This is a genomic window from Burkholderia sp. AU33545, from assembly GCF_020419685.1.
Classification (GTDB): Bacteria; Pseudomonadota; Gammaproteobacteria; order Burkholderiales; family Burkholderiaceae; genus Burkholderia; species Burkholderia diffusa.
In genome coordinates this window covers 24670-41303 of sequence record NZ_JAIZRQ010000010.1, presented here as the reverse complement: position 1 = coordinate 41303, position 16634 = coordinate 24670, and the positions used below count along the sequence as shown (strand labels likewise).

Genomic DNA, 16634 nt, shown 5'->3' with positions numbered 1-16634 from the left:
TGTTGAGGAGATCAAGGAATGGAGATTTCGGCGTTCTCGCCGGTTCCACCAGGCGTGCCACTCTTGCCAAGAGTTTTGACCTCGAAATCCCCCTTCGGGCCTGGCGCTTTGTACTGGTAAGGCCGGCCCCAAGGGTCGGGAGGAACCTCTCTCTTTAGATACGGACCGTTCCAGTTCGCAAGAGTCGACGGCTGTACCAGGAGCGCATTCAGTCCTTCGTCGGTGGTGGGATAGCGACCGGTATCCAACCGAAACGCATCGAGCGCCTTCTCGAAAGATGCGAGTTGCGCCTTCGCAAGCGTCGTTTCTGACCTGTTCACCTGGGCGAAATACTTGGGCCCGACGTACGAGGCGAGCAAGCCAATGATCACGATGACAACTAGCAACTCGAGCAAGGTGAATCCCCGGGCGCGAGTGATCGCACGTGACAGCGGATGCTCTGCGGCAGCTTCGCTACCGATCGCGGTTCCAAGGAATTTCATCGGATTCCCCCCTGCTCGACCTTTGTTGCCCGGTAGACTTCGTAACGCGCTAATACTTTGGGAACGTAGAGCATCGTTTCCCTGTACGGTGGGATCAGACGGTGACGTGCAATGATCGTTCGCTCGCCCGCGTTATATGCAGATAGAGCTAGAACAACGTTGCCATGATATCGGTCGAGCAGCATCTTCAAATGCCGGACGCCAGCATCGATGTTCTGGTATGCATCGAAGGCGTCGGTCACGCCATACTGAGAGGCCGTCCGCGGCATCAACTGCATCATCCCGGTGGCACCAGCGCTTGATTTCGCGTTCGGGTTAAAGTGGGACTCGACGTCGATGACAGCCTGTACGAGGGCAGGGTCTACTTCGTGTTGCGCGGCAATGTCTTTGACCACAATATCCCAAGGCAACCTCGAATTCAGAGGCTTTGGCGTGGCGGCAAGCTTCGAAGGGGGGCGAGGGGTCGCCGCCGAAATGGAAATTCGCCGGGACTCCCTGTTGCGGGGTGCGTCGCTGTAGACGGGTGTTCCGTCGTCCAGGCGCGTAAGGTATACGTCGCCAAAAGCGCAGGGCAGAGCTTGTAGAAAAATGGCGATCGCGATGACGGGCAAAGACGCCACGCACGGAGAACATCTGCCTTTCATCCCCACTTTCCCCAAGAAAGGTGGCACCGAATACATCGACTCCTACTGAGTCTATGGCGTCTCACCTATTGTCGTTTTAACTGCGTGACTCGAACGCTGCTTTCCAGCGCAAGTCAATTTTTCAACTTTGACAGTGCCGTGCTGCTTGTTAAGCTCTCCAGAAACGAGATCAGATCGTGCTTTTCCTTCGGCGTGAGAATCAATGGGTTGCCACTTTGCGCCGTACGGTAGTAGATTTCCTGGTCCACCGCCTCTTCGAGCGTCGCAATACTTCCGTCATGCATATACGGAGCGGTCAACGCGACGTTCCTAAGACTTGGTGTTCGAAACTTGCCAATGTCTTCAGGGGCAAGCGTTACAACAAATCGGCCGAGTTGGGCGATATCGTTGTTGCTGAGCACGAGGGTCGCAACAGAGGCGCCGTGGTTCCGCAATTTGATGACCTGCTGAGTCAGATCGGCGAGTCGACCATCAATGCGGGACATTCCGACATGAAGAGTATGAAACTGCTCATCGGTGAAAGTGGCAGCCGCCGGATCTATTGTGTGGCAGCTCGAGCAACGTGCTCGTCCCACAAACAGCAAGAACCCTCGCACGGCCTCTGGAGAAAGTGCGGTCGCGTCGCCACGGAAATAATACCGATCGAGCGCTGAGTCGCCGACGACGAGGCTACGTTCGAAGCTCGCTATCGCCCGCGCGACATGCTGCGTGGTGATGGCGCGTCCGGAAACACCAAACGCTGCCTTAAATCCTTGAACATACCCTGTATCGGCCCGAATAATTCCGAGCAGCGAATTGAGATTATCGAGGCCCTGTTCAACAGGGTTTACGAAGGGTTCCAACGCCTGAGTTTCCAGCGAAGATTCTCGCCCGTCCCAGAATTGTGTGTTGACGAGCGGAGCATTGAGCAGACTCGGCGCATTGCGAGTTCCTGTATGACCGCCCACACCACGCGATCGTGGCAGCCCGTCCGTGAAGGCGCGTTCGGGTTGGTGGCAGCTTGCGCAGCTCACTGTTCCGTCAGCACTCAGTCGTTTATCAAAGAAGATTCTTTGGCCTAGCCGTATCGCATTTGACCCGCCAGGCGAACCGGCCTCGCGTATTGCAGGTGGCAAGCCAACGCGATCGGTCGTCTCCTGGCTACGCGCCGTGAGCGGTATGGCGACAGCCATCGCCATGGCCATGGCAACGCATCGTCCCGTGAGCGCCGGCATGTAATTTTGGATCGGTAGCCCGCCGACGACGTGCGTGTCCATTTCTTTTATCACCCCGTGAACCGAAGTAAAAAACGTCCGGTAACGATGAAGCTAGCACATGCTGAGAATCGTACAAGGGATTTATTTGGCGCAAACGTTTGTCATTCTTTGTAGATCTAGAAGTAGACGGCGCACGGCGATTGAATGAGTGATGCGTGAAAGTGGGGTCATTTTCCATCTTTATTCGTCACACGATTTATTTGGCGATTTCGATGTTGACTATCAAATTTTCATACTCTAAAACACAGGTCATTGCTGCAAACGCAGACAATGCATAACAACGAAAGCTAACAGAATTATTAAATGGTTTCGGGGAATTAAATGCTAATCATTCTCAGCAGCGACTGGAGCACACTCGCGCCCGCCGTCGTCATGTCCGGATGCCGCCAATCCTCGTCTGACGTGCTCAGTGCAGAGCATCTATCCCGTTCGTTCCCTTCCTCTCCGTAGTTTGTTCCCTAATAGTTCGTTATCCTATATTTTGTCGCTGTCCGATGTACCCACAGACGGGGGTATAGGCGATGTTGCGTCGATCTTTTCGTTTTGCCCGCACAGCGCAAGTTGCCACAGTACTTGCGTTGCTCTCGGCCAGCGTGTCGTCACTGGCGTCGACGTACAACCTCTCCTATGACGAGCTAGGTCGCTTGGTTGGAGTGGTCGATGATGGTGGAAACACTGCGGCATATAACTACGATGCGCTGGGGAACATCGTGTCGATTTGGCGCGGTAACAGCGCCGTCTCGATCGTCGCATTCTCGCCTGGAAGCGGGCCGGCTGGCGCGAACGTCACGATTTCGGGCGCTGGATTTTCCACAACCGCCAGCCAGAATACCGTAGCCTTCAACGGGACGACAGCTACGATCGTCTCAGCAACATTAAATCAGCTGGTTGTTACAGTGCCGGCTGGTGCTACCACCGGACCGATCTCCGTTACGTCACCGGCAGGGAGCGCGACGAGCACGAATTCTTTCTCCGTGGTATCGGGGCAGGCTCCCACGATCACAAGCTTCACTCCGACGATCGGAGGAGCCGGTACTACAGTATCGATTACGGGAGCAAACTTTCGAGCAACCACAATCGACGACAATGTTGTCCTGAACACCCGCGTAACTAAAGTATCCAGTGCGACAACGACGACGATTGGAACCACGGTTCCGCCCTTCTCGACCTCAGGCCACTTTGGGATAACGACCCCATACGGTCAGGCGACCAGCAGCCAGGACTTCTTTGTACCGCCCGGCACTCACGTGGTGGCAGATGTCGCAGTTACTGGCCGCATGGCAATGGGAAGCTCGCAATCTGTGACATTGAGTACCGCCAATCAGATTGGCATGATCCTGTTCGACGGTACAGCTGGCCAACGCGCGACCTTGCTGATTACAAGTTCCAGTTTTGGTTCGTGTTCCACCGGCACCATACAGATACTCAACATTGATGGTACGGTCGCCGGCACCACCAATCTTTGCAACGGGACCCTTCTTACTCCCGTCGCGCTTCCCGTGACCGCCAGCTTCACGATTGTCATAAGCCCTTCAGCCAATACAACCGGCAGTGTCACATTCTCGCTGATTAGCGTTCCTCCGGATCCGACTGCGACGATCACTCCCGGTGGACCAGCGGTCACGCTTGGTACGACAACGGTCGGTCAGAATATGAGTCTGACCTTCAGCGGCACGGCAGGGCAGCGGGTGAGCTTGCTCACGACCAATTCAAATTTCTCGGGATGCCTGTGGACCTCGGTCTCTATAAATGGTCCGGACGGGTCGCACTTGGCTGGAACAAACCTGTGCAGCAACAGTTTTGTCGGTGCGATTACGCTGCCAACCACCGGTACCTACACCATTGCGGCCTATCCCAATGCAGGATCTACCGGCAGTGCTACGTTCCAGTTGTACGATGTTCCCTCGGACCCAACAGCCACGATCACACCCGGAGGTCCGCCCGTCACGCTGGGCACGACAGTGCCCGGCCAGAATATGAGCTTGACCTTCAACGGCACAGCGGGCCATCGAGTGAGCTTGCTCACGACCAATTCAAATTTCCCGGGATGCCTGTGGACCTCGGTCTCTATAAATGGTCCGGACGGATCGCACTTGGCTGGAACAAACCTATGCAGCAACAGTTTCGCCGGTGTGGTTACGCTGCCAACCACCGGCACGTACACCATTGCGGCTTATCCCAATGCAGGATCCACCGGCAGTGCTACGTTCCAGTTGTACGATGTTCCCTCGGACCCAACGGCCACGATTACTCCCGGAGGTTCGCCCGTCACGCTGGGCACGACAGTGCCCGGCCAGAATATGAGTCTGACCTTCAGCGGCACGGCAGGGCAGCGGGTGAGCTTGCTCACGACCAATTCAAATTTCTCGGGATGCCTGTGGACCTCGGTCTCTATAAATGGTCCGGACGGGTCGCACTTGGCTGGAACAAACCTGTGCAGCAACAGTTTTGTCGGTGCGATTACGCTGCCAACCACCGGTACCTACACCATTGCGGCCTATCCCAATGCAGGATCTACCGGCAGTGCTACGTTCCAGTTGTACGATGTTCCCTCGGACCCAACAGCGACGATCACACCCGGAGGTTCGCCCGTCACGCTGGGCACGACAGTGCCCGGCCAGAATATGAGCTTGACCTTCAACGGCACGGCAGGCCATCGAGTGAGCTTGCTCACAACCAATTCAAATTTCCCGGGATGCCTGTGGACATCGACGTTTATAAATGGTCCGGACGGATCGCACTTGGCTGGAACAAACCTGTGCAGCAATAGTTTCGTCGGTGCGACTACGCTGCCAACCACCGGCACGTACACCATTGCGGCTTATCCCAATGCAGGATCTACCGGCAGTGCTACGTTCCAGTTGTACGACGTTCCCTCGGACCCAACGGCCACAATTGCACTTGGCGGTTCGCCCGTCACGCTGGGCACCACAGTGCCTGGACAGAAGATGAGCCTCACCTTCAGCGGTACTGCAGGACAGCAGGTGAGCCTCGTGACGACGAATTCCAATTTTCCAAGCTGCGGTTCTGGCTCCGTTCAGTTACGAGCGCCAGATGGCTCCGGAATGGCGAGCTCGAATCTTTGTAGCAATGCGGCCACTAGTACGGTGAGTCTATCGGTATCGGGAACATATGCCATCGCCATCACTCCCTCAGGAACCGACACCGGCAGTGCGACGTTCACGCTTAACGGCCAATGACGGGAGCAGACAAATGCTCAGTAGAACGAAAATTGGATTCTCGATGGGGCGGTGCGGCGTGAGCCGTGTGCTTCGCGCTTTCACGTGGATCATTGTGCTTGCGATGCTTTTGTCCTTCGGCATAGGTCGGACATTGGCTGCAGCGCTACCTTCGGGGCAAAGCGACACGGTTCTCCCCGATGGTCGGAGGCTGCTGGCGGGTGGTGTGGGCGCCGCGTCCAGTCAGGCAGCATTATTTAGCCCGATTACTCAGCAAGCCACATCGCTACACGCAGGATTCACCACGCCCCGTGCTTATCACACCGCGACGTTGCTGCCCGATGGCAAGGTGTTGATCCTCGGTGGAATTGGGTCAGACGGATCAACGCTTAACAGCGCAGAGTTATTCGATCCTGCCTCACAATCATTCACCGCACTGGGTGATGTTGGATTGCTGGCGCGAGCGCACCATACCGCCACCGTCCTCATGGACGGCACGGTCCTCGTCGCGGGTGGCGTTTCTGCGGCAGGGGTTCCGCTGTCGCAGGCCGAACTATGGGATCCTGCCACTCGCCAAGCCCGTGCATTCAATGCGCAAATGGTTTTCCCGCGTGCCGACCATACCGCATCGGTAATGCCCACGGAGCCGGTGCTGATTTCCGGCGGGCGCGACGGCGCTGGCAAACCAGTGAACACCCCTGAAGTTTACTCCCCGCAGCAACAAAGCTTCGCCGCGGTTGATGTAGCCAGCAGTGAAGTACGGGCGACGCAGCTTGGTCAGAATGCCCCAGTCGTCATGGATTCACTACCGGCGGCTGGTACGTCAGGCGTGGCAATCAATGGGCGGCTAGCCGTGCGATTTTCGACCGCACTATCTGTTGTCAGTCTCAATTCGCGGACAGTGACCCTGCTGGGACCCACGGATGCTGTACCGGTGAGCGTGGTGCCCGTCGAGGGCGGGCGCATGCTCTTCGTAGCTCCCCAAGCCGACCTCCGGCCCGGGGCGAACTACACACTGTTTATTAGCGGCGCGGTCGATGCATCGGGCAAGCCGCTTCCTTTCACATCCATTGGGTTTTCTACGCGAACACTGAGCGGGAACTCGTCATCCGTGGCCACAACGGGCAGCGGCGCCGTGATGGTGGCCACAAGTCTTGGCAACGCCGCAGCACCTAGCGCGGCATCGAGTAGCAAGGCAGCCACGCCACCGCCATCGAAATCCCAATCACCTGCGGCCGTTGCTGGTATGAGCGAGCCAACCATCTGGATCCCGCAAGCGGCGCATCTAGCTGGTGACTGGCGTGTGAAGATGGCGGCTTCCCCGTTGCAGAAGTTGCCGCCGTTGGCGGCGGGGCCAGGCGTGACCGCACTGTCTGGACAAGTGCTGTTCATGAACGGCGCCGCGGCAGCCAACATAACCATGAGGCTTGGCAGTCAAAGTACGCTAACCGACGCGACCGGGCGCTTCCTGCTGTCCGGGGTAGGAGCCGGACCGCAGACTCTCGTCATCGATGGACGCAGTGCCGATCGGCCCGGCAAGACGTTGGGCTATTTCGAGGCGCTGGTCACCTTAGATGCCGGCAAGACGACGGTCTTGCCGTACACGAGCTGGATGCCGCTGATCGACACGCCGCATTCGGTCAAGTTCGACTCACCGACCACCAGCGAAGTGGTGATTACCACGCCGTATGTTCCTGGGCTGGAGGTGCATATCCCAAAGGGTGCCGTGTTGCGTGATCGTGCCGGCCACGTGATCAACGAGCTTTCCCTTACACCGATACCGGTCGATCGGCCGCCTTTCCCGCTGCCGACGCGTTACGTACCGGTGTACTTCACCCTGCAGCCGGGTGGGGCACATGTCGAGGGAGTGGATGCCGCAAGCGCGCAGGGTGCACGCGTGTTCTATCCGAATTACCATCACGGCGCGCCGGGCAGCGTGCTGGACTTCTGGAACTACGACCCCACGCTCAAGGGATGGTATGTGTATGGTCAGGGGAAGATCGCTGCCAATGGCCAGCAGATCGTCCCTGATCCCGGGGTGGCCATCTACGAGCTCACCGGCGCAATGGTGTCACTGCCGAGCAATGCTCCGCCGAATGGTCCGCCAGCCGGCGGGTGTGGAAGTTCGTTCGGAACGTCCAGCGTCCCTGCACAGGCCGGCCCCGGCCAGGATTGCTCGCAAAGTGTTCCGCCACCTCAACCTGGTCATCCTGCCGGTCAACCGAGTTCCAGCCGGTCGGGTGGGCAGCCGGGCTGCGTAGCGCAGGGCGGCGACCCGGTGGATTGCGCGACGGGACTTTTCGTACTCTCGCGCACAGATCTGGCGGTCGCCGGCACGATTCCGTTGGCATTGACGCGCGTCTATCGTCAGGGCGACAGCACGTCTCGCGCATTCGGCATTGGTACCAGCGACCGGTACGATATTTTCACGATCGGCGACACGGGCTCGTACACCTATCAGGATCTGATCCTGCCCGACGGTGGACGTGTTCATTTCGTGCGGACCTCTGCCGGCACGAGTTGGACTGACGCTGTCTACACGCATACCTCCACGCCGAGCGCCTACTATGGTGCCAAGATCAGTTGGGTGAACAACGGTTGGCAGCTGAAGATGCGCGATGGCCGAACGATGTTCTTCGCCGAGTGCGCGGGATGCTCGAACTCCCGAATGGCCGCGCTTCGTGAGTTCGACGATCGTCTGGGTAACAAACTCACACTGACGCGCGATTCCTATGGCAATCTGACCCTCATCAATAACCCGGATGGTCGTTTCATTAGCTTGACCTATGACAGTTCCAACCGGGTGACGCAAGCGCAGGACAGTATCGGGCAGACCGTCACTTACCAGTATGATTCGAGCGGTCGCTTGGCGCAGGTCACCGATCCTGATGGGGGTGTCGAGCACTACACGTATGACTCCGCGAACAACATGCTGACGGTCACGAGGCCAGGCGGTCAGGTGATGTTGACCAACCAGTACGACTCGCACAACCGGGTAGCGCAGCAGACACTTGCCGATGGTGGGATATACCAGTTTGCCTACACGCTTGATGGCAGCGGGAACGTGACGCAAACCAGTATCACGGATCCGAACGGCAACGTGCGTCAGATTGCGTTTAACAGCAGTGGCTACTCGACTAGTGCCAGCTGGGCGGTAGGTAAGTCGGAAGCGCAGACTTTTACCTACGGCCGAGGTGCTGGAACCAATTGGTTGGCCTCCAGCACGGATGCACTGGGGCGCACCACGAGTTACACATACGACACTGCAGGTAATCTCGCGACAGTTACCGCGCTATCGGGAACCTCGCAGGCAGTCACCGGCACCTATACCTACGAGTCGGTGTTTAACCGCCCGACCACCTACACGGACGGGCTTGGGCACACCACGACCTACCGGTACGACAGCTCGGGCAATCTCACCGAAATCGACGATCCGCTGGCCAACGCCACTCACTTTACCTACAACAGCCTCGGGCAGATGACCGGGAGCACGGATCCGCTAGGCCATGCGACAACCTTTAGCTATCAGTACGGGGATCTGGCAGGCATCACCGATCCCCTCGGCCGCACGGTTACCCGTTACACCGATGGCATCGGCCGGTTAATGTCCGTTTCCGACCCGCTGGGCAATCGCACCGTGTTTGACTATAACGGGCGGAGCCTGCCGACGCGCATGACGGACGCGCGCGGTGGCATCACGAGCTTGGCCTATGACGCCAACGGCAATCTGACGAGCTTCACGGACGCTCGAGGTGGAGTAACGAGCTTTGCCTACGACGCTAAGGAGCGGCGCGCGAGCCGCACTGATCCTCTGCAGGCGGTTGAGACCTACGTCTACGACGGCAACGACAACCTCACGAAGTTCACTGATCGGAATGGCAAGATCGCGACGTTCAGCTACGACGGACTAAACCGCAAGATATCGGCTGCGTATGGGCAGACCAGTTCCGGAGGAAGTCTGACGTCGCCCGATGCAACAGTAGCCATTACGTACGATGCGGGTGACCGCGCTACCCAGATGGCTGACAGCCAGGGCGGCACCATCACGCGTACCTATGATGGTCTTGATCGCCTCACTGCCGAAACTACGTCGCAGGGTAGTGTTGCGTACACTTACGATGCCGCGGACCGGCGAGCCACCTTCCAGGTATCGGGTCAGAACGCAGTCACGTATGGCTATGACAACGCGAATCGCCTTACCGGTATTACGCAAGGTAGTGCGCAGGTAGCGTTCACGTACGATGCCGCCAGCCGGCGATCGACGTTGACCTTGCCCAATGGGATGGTGGCCACCTACAGCTATGATGTGGCGAATCAGTTGACCGGCATCTCCTATGCGAACGGCAGCACTACCGTTGGGAACCTGACCTATGCGTATGACAATGCCGGCCGGCGTACGCAGATTGGCGGAACGGTCGCCAGCATGAACCTGCCGGCAGCGCTCGCGAGCGCAACCTATGATGCGGACAACCGGTTGACCAATTGGTCCGGTACGACGCTGACCTATGACGCAAACGGCAGTCTCGTCGGCGATGGTAGCCTCACCTACGGATGGGACTCGCGCGGCCGGCTCTCGTCGCTGTCCGGGGCGGCGGCTGGGAGCTTTGTCTATGATGCGACGGGGCGCCGGACCGGCAAGACCGTGAACAGCACGACGACAAGCTTCCTCTACGACGGGCCGAATGTGGTGCAGGAACTGGCGAGCGGCGCGCCCACAGCGAATATGTTGACTGGACTGGGGATCGACGAGCTCTACAGTCGGACCGACGGGGTCGGCGTGCGCAGCTACCTCAGCGATGCGTTGGGTAGCACGATAGCGCTCACAGACGCCAGCGGCACGATCAAGACGAGTTATAAGTATGAACCGTACGGCAATACATCGGTAACCGGCGAAGTCAGCACGAACGCCGCTCAATACACCGGGCGAGAGAACGACGGAACAGGCCTATATTTCTATCGCGCAAGGTACTATCACGCAGGATTCAGTCGATTCGTGACCGAGGATCCGATTGGGTTGTCGGGCGGGGAAAATCTCTACGCCTATGTGTATGGCAACCCCATTAATTTGACAGATCCTAGTGGTCGTTTCGGGCTGTGGGGAGCTGGGATCGGTCTCGTTTCCGGAGCTGCGGCCGGTTATGTATCAGGTGGATGGCAGGGTGCAGTGGCAGGCGGAGCTGTTGGCGCTGTTGTAGGCGTTGTCGCTCCACAAGTGGCGGGCGCATTCGGTGGCATGGCTGGAGCTGGAGCGGCCGGAATGTTTGCTGCTGCCGGAAGCACCGCAGCCTTAGGTGCGGCTGCAGGTGCGGCGGGAACAGTCGCCGGAAATGCACTAGCTGGTAAGTGCCTCGTGGACGGACTAGCATACGGAACAACTCTTGGTGCGCTAGCTCCACTCATGAGTGGGGAAGCTGCAGTTGTCGGAGCAGGAGGTGAAGCGGCGGTCGGCGCAGGCATCGCGAATGGATTTTCTGCACTAACAGGAATATTTGGCGCCATAGGCGCTGCCATGGACCCGGGGGCCGAGCATGGATTCCGGAGATGAGGCTACCAAGATGTATGAGAATTCCCCGCCGAGTACGCCGGCCGTCTTTAAAGCGAAGGGAGCAGCCCTAATGACTGTGTGGCTGTGCGCGGTTGTTTGTATCTTCGGTTTTTTCGGGTCCTTATTAATACGGCATGGAGCGGTATTAAGCGGTGTGATTTTTATCGCGTCTACTTTTCTTTTCTTTGGGGCAACCGCCATTGCAATTATCAACAATTGGTCTGACGTGGAAATTGACAATAAGGCAATATCGAGAAGAATTTTTGGTTCGACTTGGCAAAAAATCGACTGGGAGAATATTGGGTTAATCACTGCATTTCCAATATCTGGTGGCTACGGGTACGCCGCGAGGGCATTCAATATTTTTCCAAAAACTAGGCCGCGATTTAGGATTTTGCCATCGGGAAAGATGGTTTTTAATGACAAATTAAACAACGCGCCGAAGATGATCGATTTGCTCAATCATTACGCTTCGATATATGGAATTGATATTAAAATTAGCAAGACGATAGGGGGGCGCCTCGATTCAGCCACCCATTTGTAGAATGGGCACGGTGCTCGCAAACGACCGGGCCGGCTATTACTGGAAAAATTGGGGCGCCGTCACGCTCACGATCATCCACCAATGAAGGGGGCTGCAGTTAATCGAACACTTGGCGTAGGGATGGATGAACGTGGCAGCTGGAACGAGACGGAGCGTCGGCCGCCAGCAGCCGCGGCCGTAGTGTCGTCCGATTTTGCCGCCGAGCTTATCGGCGCTTGCTCCCGCCAACTCTTGGTACTTGCTGCGCCGTGTTCCTACCATCAGAACCACGGAGCCAAACCATGACCACAGATCGAAAGCAACTCGCCTACCGCGGGTAATTGTTCAACTCGCGCGAAATCTGGCGGTAAGAACGAGGTATGTCGAGATATTGCGGAGCGTACATTTCAATCTAGCCACTACGACAATCACTGTCAAAGCCATTCTCAAATGTCCGCCTCTCGGCTAAGTTGAAATGTCCGGGTTTACGGGCTTGGTGCTTGTTTGTCTTGGGTTATAGCTCACGCAGTGTCGAAGAGCTGATCCTGAACGGGCAGGGTGCTTACGCTTGCGTCACTGCCCCTCGCAGACCGACGGCCAGGTTTGCGCGCGGGCTGTTGGACCTGTCTGCGTTCGGCGAGATCCACGATCACTTTCTCGACATCGGTCTGCGTGAACTCACGCTGCTTCTTTTGGTTCGGCTGAGTGGTGTTGCGATTCGTCTTAGTCGAATCGCCTCGATGCGTTCGAGACGGTGCCTTACCGATTCGGCTGTTATCGCGTTGCGTCTGAAGCGCTTGCGCGATCTGTAGTACGTGACTCAGACGCTTGTGTTCGACGATGGCACCTTGATCGATTTCGGCCAGCCGGTCGTACTGCCTGCAGGGCAACACACGACCCTCCGTTCGGAGTTCGATGCGCCCATCCGGGTACTCCCAAACCTCGATCGTTCGATCAATCAGTTGCCGATTCTCCGGCGTATCGTCCAGCAAATACATCACGCGGTCGTACTGCACCGTGAGCGACTTCGTCACTTTCCGCGGCTCGCGCCACGTCAGCACCAAGTCAAGACTCTCATCGGCCCGCAGCGGCCGGTGCGCATTGAAATCGCTCTTCGGCGGCTTCGCAAAACGTGTGTTGTAAGCGGCGATGAAGGAGGGCGCGTAAGCGTTGGCATCGGCCACTGTGTTGATCCCGCGCAGTCGCAGCTCCTTGACCAAGCGATCCTGCAACGTCAGATGTGCTCGCTCGACTCGCCCCTTGGCCGGACTGCTGTTCGCGCAGAACGTGTCGATGTTCAGCTCGTACATCGCGCGGCCGAAGTGCGTTACCCGATTACCAGTCTTGCCTGGCGTTACGTTGCGGAACACGCTGTACTTGTCGCTATAGAACGCCCCCGGCTTGCCGTGGCACTCGATATACATTCGCGTCGCCTCGAAGTAGCTGAACGTCGATTCGGTCTGCGTGAAGTGCAGCATCATCAGCCGACTCGTCGCATCGTCGACGTACACCAGCAACGTGCAGGCCGGCGCCCGATCCTCGAACCATCGATGGTCACTGCCGTCGATCTGGATCAGTTCACCCAGGCATGCCCGACGCGCTCGCGGCTGGTAGACCTTGGGCGGGCGTTGCCGGCGCGGCACCCAGAGGCCAGCGTCGGTCATCAGCTTGCGGACCGTTTCCTTGGCCAGCCGAATGTTGTGGCATTCGTACAGCTTCTCGCAGGCCAGCGTCGGACCGAAGTCCGCGTAGCGATCCCGGATGATTGACAGCACCCGATCAGCCGTCATGCTGTCCAATCGGTTGTTGCTGGGCTTCGCGCGCCGTTGCGACACGAGACCTTGCGGCCCGTGATCACGCAATCGGCCGACCAGTCGCCGGATCTGCCGCGTCGTCAGCCCGAGTCGCTCGGCCGCGCGCCACGGCTGAAGCTTGCCGTCCGCGACGTCCTGAATGACCTTGAACCTGTCCAGCTCGCGCATCGTCATCGTGATCCGTTCCGTCGCTGCCATCGAAGCCTCCAGCGCTGGATTCCCAGCGGCCGATCAGCTTACGATGGGTCGAAAAGCGGACATCTGAACTTAGCCAGAAGCGGACATTACAACTTAGCCGCCACACACCAAATGTCATACCCGGATTCAGATGTCGTAGCGCCAGCTAAATACAGATGTCGCATGTTTCATCGGTCTTTCCGCCGTTCAGCGTTGAAGCGCCGAGCTTGAAGCAGCAGGGCGCTTGCGTTTACCCGCGGGCCTTGGCAGACCGCCGGTTAGACTCTGCTTGATGTGTTTGCGAAGCGACCTGCAGGATGGCCGCTTCGATGTCGGCTTCGGTGAACGCACGCTGCTTCTTGGCACCGGGCAACGATGTCTTGGCGCGTACCGGCAGCCCCCGATTGGCGCGCGACGGCGAGCCCGAGATCCGTCGATTGTCGCGCTGCGCCTGGATCGCTTCAGCGACCTGCAGCGCGTGACTCAAGCGTTTGTGTTCGATGATCGCGCCTTGATCAACCTCCGCCAGCTTGTCGTAAAGGCGGCATCGCAATACCTCGCCATCAGCCCGGATTTCGATCCGGCCATCCGGGTACTCCCAGACGTCGATGTAACGATGAATCAGTTTCCTGTTCTCGAGCGTATCGTCCAGCAGATACAGTACTCGGTCGTACAGCACCGTCAGTGACTTCGAGACCCGGCGCGTTTCGCGCCAGGTCATCAATCGGTCCAGATTCTCGTCATTTCGCAGCGGTCGATGCGCATTGAAGTCGCTGCGCGGCGGCTTCGCGAAGCGCGCGTTATACATGGAGATGAAGGAGGGCGCATAAGCATTGGCGTCGGCTACCGTGCTGATGCCGCGCAAGCGCATCTCCTTGACCAATCGGTCCTGCAACGTCAGATGTGCTCGCTCGACACGTCCCTTGGCCGAGCTGCTGTTCGCGCAGAATGTGTCGATGTTCAGCTCATACATGGCCCGGCCAAACTGCGTCACGCTGCTGCCGGTCTTGCTCGCGGTCGGGCTGCGGAACACGCTGTACTTGTCGCTGTAGAACGCTACCGGCTTGCCGTAGCGTTCCAGATACGTCCGCGTCGCCTCGAAGTAGCTGAAGGTCGATTCGGTCGCCGTAAAGTGCAGATGCATCAACCGGCTCGTCGCGTCGTCGACGTACACCAGCAGCGTGCAGGCCGGCGCCCGTTCCTCGAACCATCGATGATCGCTGCCGTCGATCTGGATCAGTTCGCCCAGGCAGGCCCGCCGTGCTCGCGGCTGGTAGACCTTCGGCGGTCGTTGCCGGCGCGGAATCCAGAGCCCGGCGTCGGTCATCAGCTTCCTGACCGTTTCCTTCGACAACTGCAATCCATGGCATTCCCAGAGCTTCTCGCAGGCTAGCGTCGGCCCAAAATCGGCGTAGCGCTCCCGAACCAGGCTCAAGGCACGATGCGCCAAATCCTCGGGCAGTTGATGGTTGCTCGCATGGCCACGACGCTGCGAAATCAGCCCGACCGGGCCAGCAGCGCGATATCGGGCGACCAGCCGCTCAATCTGCCGTCGACTGATCCCAAGCCGCTCCGCGGCTCGCCAAGGCATCAGACGCTGCTCGATCACGGCTTCCACGACCTTCTGACGATCCAGCTCCCGCATGCTCATGGTGATCAGTCCAGGTTGGCCCACGATGCGCTCCGGCAGTTCGAACCGCTGCCAGCATGCGCCGAAACCCTCGAACTACGACATTTCAACTTTGCTCAGATGCGACATTACAACTTTGCTCTTACACCAAAAACATCGATCACTATAATTATGTAATATTTGTTCGGCTTGCGAATTATTACGCTCTACGGCGAGACATATGCAGTCCGAGCGGCTGCATTCGCAACCAGATCCCAGCGATCCACCTACCGTGGTCGGCCCGCGCGTTGCTGGCGCTATCGATTGTCACCACGCTCCCGAATATAATATGGGCATTGCAGTCGACGGCCATTCCCATTACCGAGGGGCTATTCGTCCGCTGGCTAATCTCCTAACGGGAAATCCTCACCCATATATGGCTACCTATCTCGAACTCAAAGCGCAAGCAGAGGCTCTGGCACAGCAGGCAGAAGAAGCGCGGCTCGCCGAACTGGACAGCATCATCACGGCAATGCGTGAACAGATTGCCGAATATGACATCACACCCGAGCAACTTTTCGGGCGGCGCCGTGCGGTTGCGACCAACACGCGGGCGCCGATCGCGCCGAAGTATCGCGACCCGAAGACCGGCGCGACCTGGAGCGGGCGCGGCAAGGCTCCCCAATGGATTGCAGGCGCGAAGAACCGCGATCGGTTCTTGATCGAACAATAAGCCCGAAAGACGGTTGAGCAGGATGTCGACATCGTTAGCCGATGGGAAATACTGGGCGACGTGTCGTGAGCGGACAGTCTTTGCTGCCGCGGCGAACGGGCATGGCGACGTATTTCCGCGAGCAGAGATGATCGTAAAAGATGGATGGGCGACATTCATCCGTGACGGCGTCGAAGTGTGGAACTGCAGCGCACGTTACGCTGCTGCGCACTTCGACGTTCAGCCCGCCTAGGAGCATCTGCCGATGAGCGAGCTTGTTCAGATTGCACCCGGCGTTGTGTTCTCATCTGATGTGCTTGGCGTCGATTGGGCGCGGAAGTATCGACAGGACGACGGGAATACTCAGTCCACGGACCGGCAGAGCCTGGTGGTAAAGCAAAGCGATCAAGCAGTTCGCGCAAGCATACCGGCTCAGTTGTCGTTGTTGTAGAGAACCGTGGATAACAGACACCTTGCGACTGTCGGGCTTCGCGTTACCACCGACGTTCCCTCCCGAGTCGGTGCCCGACGCCTGCACCTGTTTCGTCCGTGAGTGCGTGCCAGGACTGACCAAACGTCAATTGCTTGCGCGCGCGAGGTTGGACGCCGACCTGGCGGCCTCTGACGCATCTTGTGCGGGAGGGGTTTGAAGCGTTTGCCTTCGGCTTAATCGTCGATGGGGCGCACGTCCCC

General features: G+C 58.2%; 10 protein-coding genes. 5 read left to right on the top strand and 5 right to left on the bottom strand.

All coding sequences use genetic code 11. The features are described from left to right. Positions 1 to 11: 11 nt before the first annotated feature. From gspG to LGM71_RS29255, 3 genes are all read right to left on the bottom strand, one after another. Entirely contained in the window at positions 12 to 482 is a 471-nt protein-coding gene (gene gspG / locus LGM71_RS29265; protein WP_226117812.1) for a type II secretion system major pseudopilin GspG, read from the bottom strand. Then, positions 479 to 1126, bottom strand: a complete 648-nt coding sequence (locus LGM71_RS29260) for a lytic transglycosylase domain-containing protein (RefSeq protein WP_226117810.1) — start codon at positions 1124 to 1126, stop codon at positions 479 to 481. Before LGM71_RS29260 ends, gspG begins: the two co-directional genes overlap by 4 nt. A 113-nt stretch (positions 1127 to 1239) precedes the next feature. Further along, positions 1240 to 2382 (bottom strand): cytochrome-c peroxidase, encoded by a 1143-nt coding sequence (locus LGM71_RS29255; RefSeq protein ID WP_226117807.1) that lies wholly within the window; start codon positions 2380 to 2382, stop codon positions 1240 to 1242. Positions 2383 to 2903: 521 nt separating this feature from the next. On the opposite strand from LGM71_RS29255, the gene LGM71_RS29250 reads away from it, so the two are divergent. The 3 genes from LGM71_RS29250 to LGM71_RS29240 are packed head-to-tail and all read left to right on the top strand — an operon-like array spanning position 2904 to position 11650. Beyond that, positions 2904 to 5582: an IPT/TIG domain-containing protein gene (locus LGM71_RS29250; protein WP_226117805.1), complete on the top strand. Its 2679-nt coding sequence runs from the start codon at positions 2904 to 2906 to the stop codon at positions 5580 to 5582. Between the two features lie 13 nt (positions 5583 to 5595). Then, positions 5596 to 11106: an RHS repeat-associated core domain-containing protein gene (locus LGM71_RS29245; RefSeq protein WP_226117803.1), complete on the top strand. Its 5511-nt coding sequence runs from the start codon at positions 5596 to 5598 to the stop codon at positions 11104 to 11106. Positions 11107 to 11116: 10 nt separating this feature from the next. Continuing rightward, on the top strand, positions 11117 to 11650 hold the full coding sequence (locus tag LGM71_RS29240) for a hypothetical protein (RefSeq protein ID WP_226117801.1): 534 nt from the start codon (positions 11117 to 11119) through the stop codon (positions 11648 to 11650). Between the two features lie 500 nt (positions 11651 to 12150). On the opposite strand, the gene LGM71_RS29235 is transcribed toward LGM71_RS29240, so the two are convergent. Both LGM71_RS29235 and LGM71_RS29230 read right to left on the bottom strand, forming a co-directional pair. Further along, the gene (locus LGM71_RS29235) at positions 12151 to 13641 is read right to left on the bottom strand and encodes an ISNCY family transposase (RefSeq protein WP_413226922.1); all 1491 of its coding nucleotides are present in this window, start codon (positions 13639 to 13641) and stop codon (positions 12151 to 12153) included. Positions 13642 to 13870: 229 nt separating this feature from the next. Continuing rightward, entirely contained in the window at positions 13871 to 15271 is a 1401-nt protein-coding gene (locus LGM71_RS29230; protein ID WP_185633842.1) for an ISNCY family transposase, read from the bottom strand. A gap of 394 nt (positions 15272 to 15665) precedes the next feature. Between LGM71_RS29230 and LGM71_RS29225 the strand changes: the two genes are divergently transcribed. Further along, complete coding sequence (locus tag LGM71_RS29225) at positions 15666 to 15962, top strand: H-NS histone family protein (protein ID WP_226117799.1); 297 nt, start codon at positions 15666 to 15668, stop codon at positions 15960 to 15962. 22 nt (positions 15963 to 15984) lie between these two features. Beyond that, the gene (locus LGM71_RS29220) at positions 15985 to 16194 is read left to right on the top strand and encodes a hypothetical protein (protein ID WP_124906376.1); all 210 of its coding nucleotides are present in this window, start codon (positions 15985 to 15987) and stop codon (positions 16192 to 16194) included. The last annotated feature ends 440 nt before the right edge of the window (positions 16195 to 16634 follow it).

Bases quoted from the DNA above. Each gene is read 5' to 3' on its own strand.
- gspG (WP_226117812.1), bottom strand. From the start codon at position 482: ATGAAATTCCTTGGAACCGCGATCGGTAGCGAAGCTGCCGCAGAGCAT.
- LGM71_RS29260 (WP_226117810.1), bottom strand. From the start codon at position 1,126: ATGAAAGGCAGATGTTCTCCGTGCGTGGCGTCTTTGCCCGTCATCGCG.
- LGM71_RS29255 (WP_226117807.1), bottom strand. From the start codon at position 2,382: ATGGACACGCACGTCGTCGGCGGGCTACCGATCCAAAATTACATGCCG.
- LGM71_RS29250 (WP_226117805.1), top strand. From the start codon at position 2,904: ATGTTGCGTCGATCTTTTCGTTTTGCCCGCACAGCGCAAGTTGCCACA.
- LGM71_RS29245 (WP_226117803.1), top strand. From the start codon at position 5,596: ATGCTCAGTAGAACGAAAATTGGATTCTCGATGGGGCGGTGCGGCGTG.
- LGM71_RS29240 (WP_226117801.1), top strand. From the start codon at position 11,117: ATGTATGAGAATTCCCCGCCGAGTACGCCGGCCGTCTTTAAAGCGAAG.
- LGM71_RS29235 (WP_413226922.1), bottom strand. From the start codon at position 13,641: ATGGCAGCGACGGAACGGATCACGATGACGATGCGCGAGCTGGACAGG.
- LGM71_RS29230 (WP_185633842.1), bottom strand. From the start codon at position 15,271: ATGAGCATGCGGGAGCTGGATCGTCAGAAGGTCGTGGAAGCCGTGATC.
- LGM71_RS29225 (WP_226117799.1), top strand. From the start codon at position 15,666: ATGGCTACCTATCTCGAACTCAAAGCGCAAGCAGAGGCTCTGGCACAG.
- LGM71_RS29220 (WP_124906376.1), top strand. From the start codon at position 15,985: ATGTCGACATCGTTAGCCGATGGGAAATACTGGGCGACGTGTCGTGAG.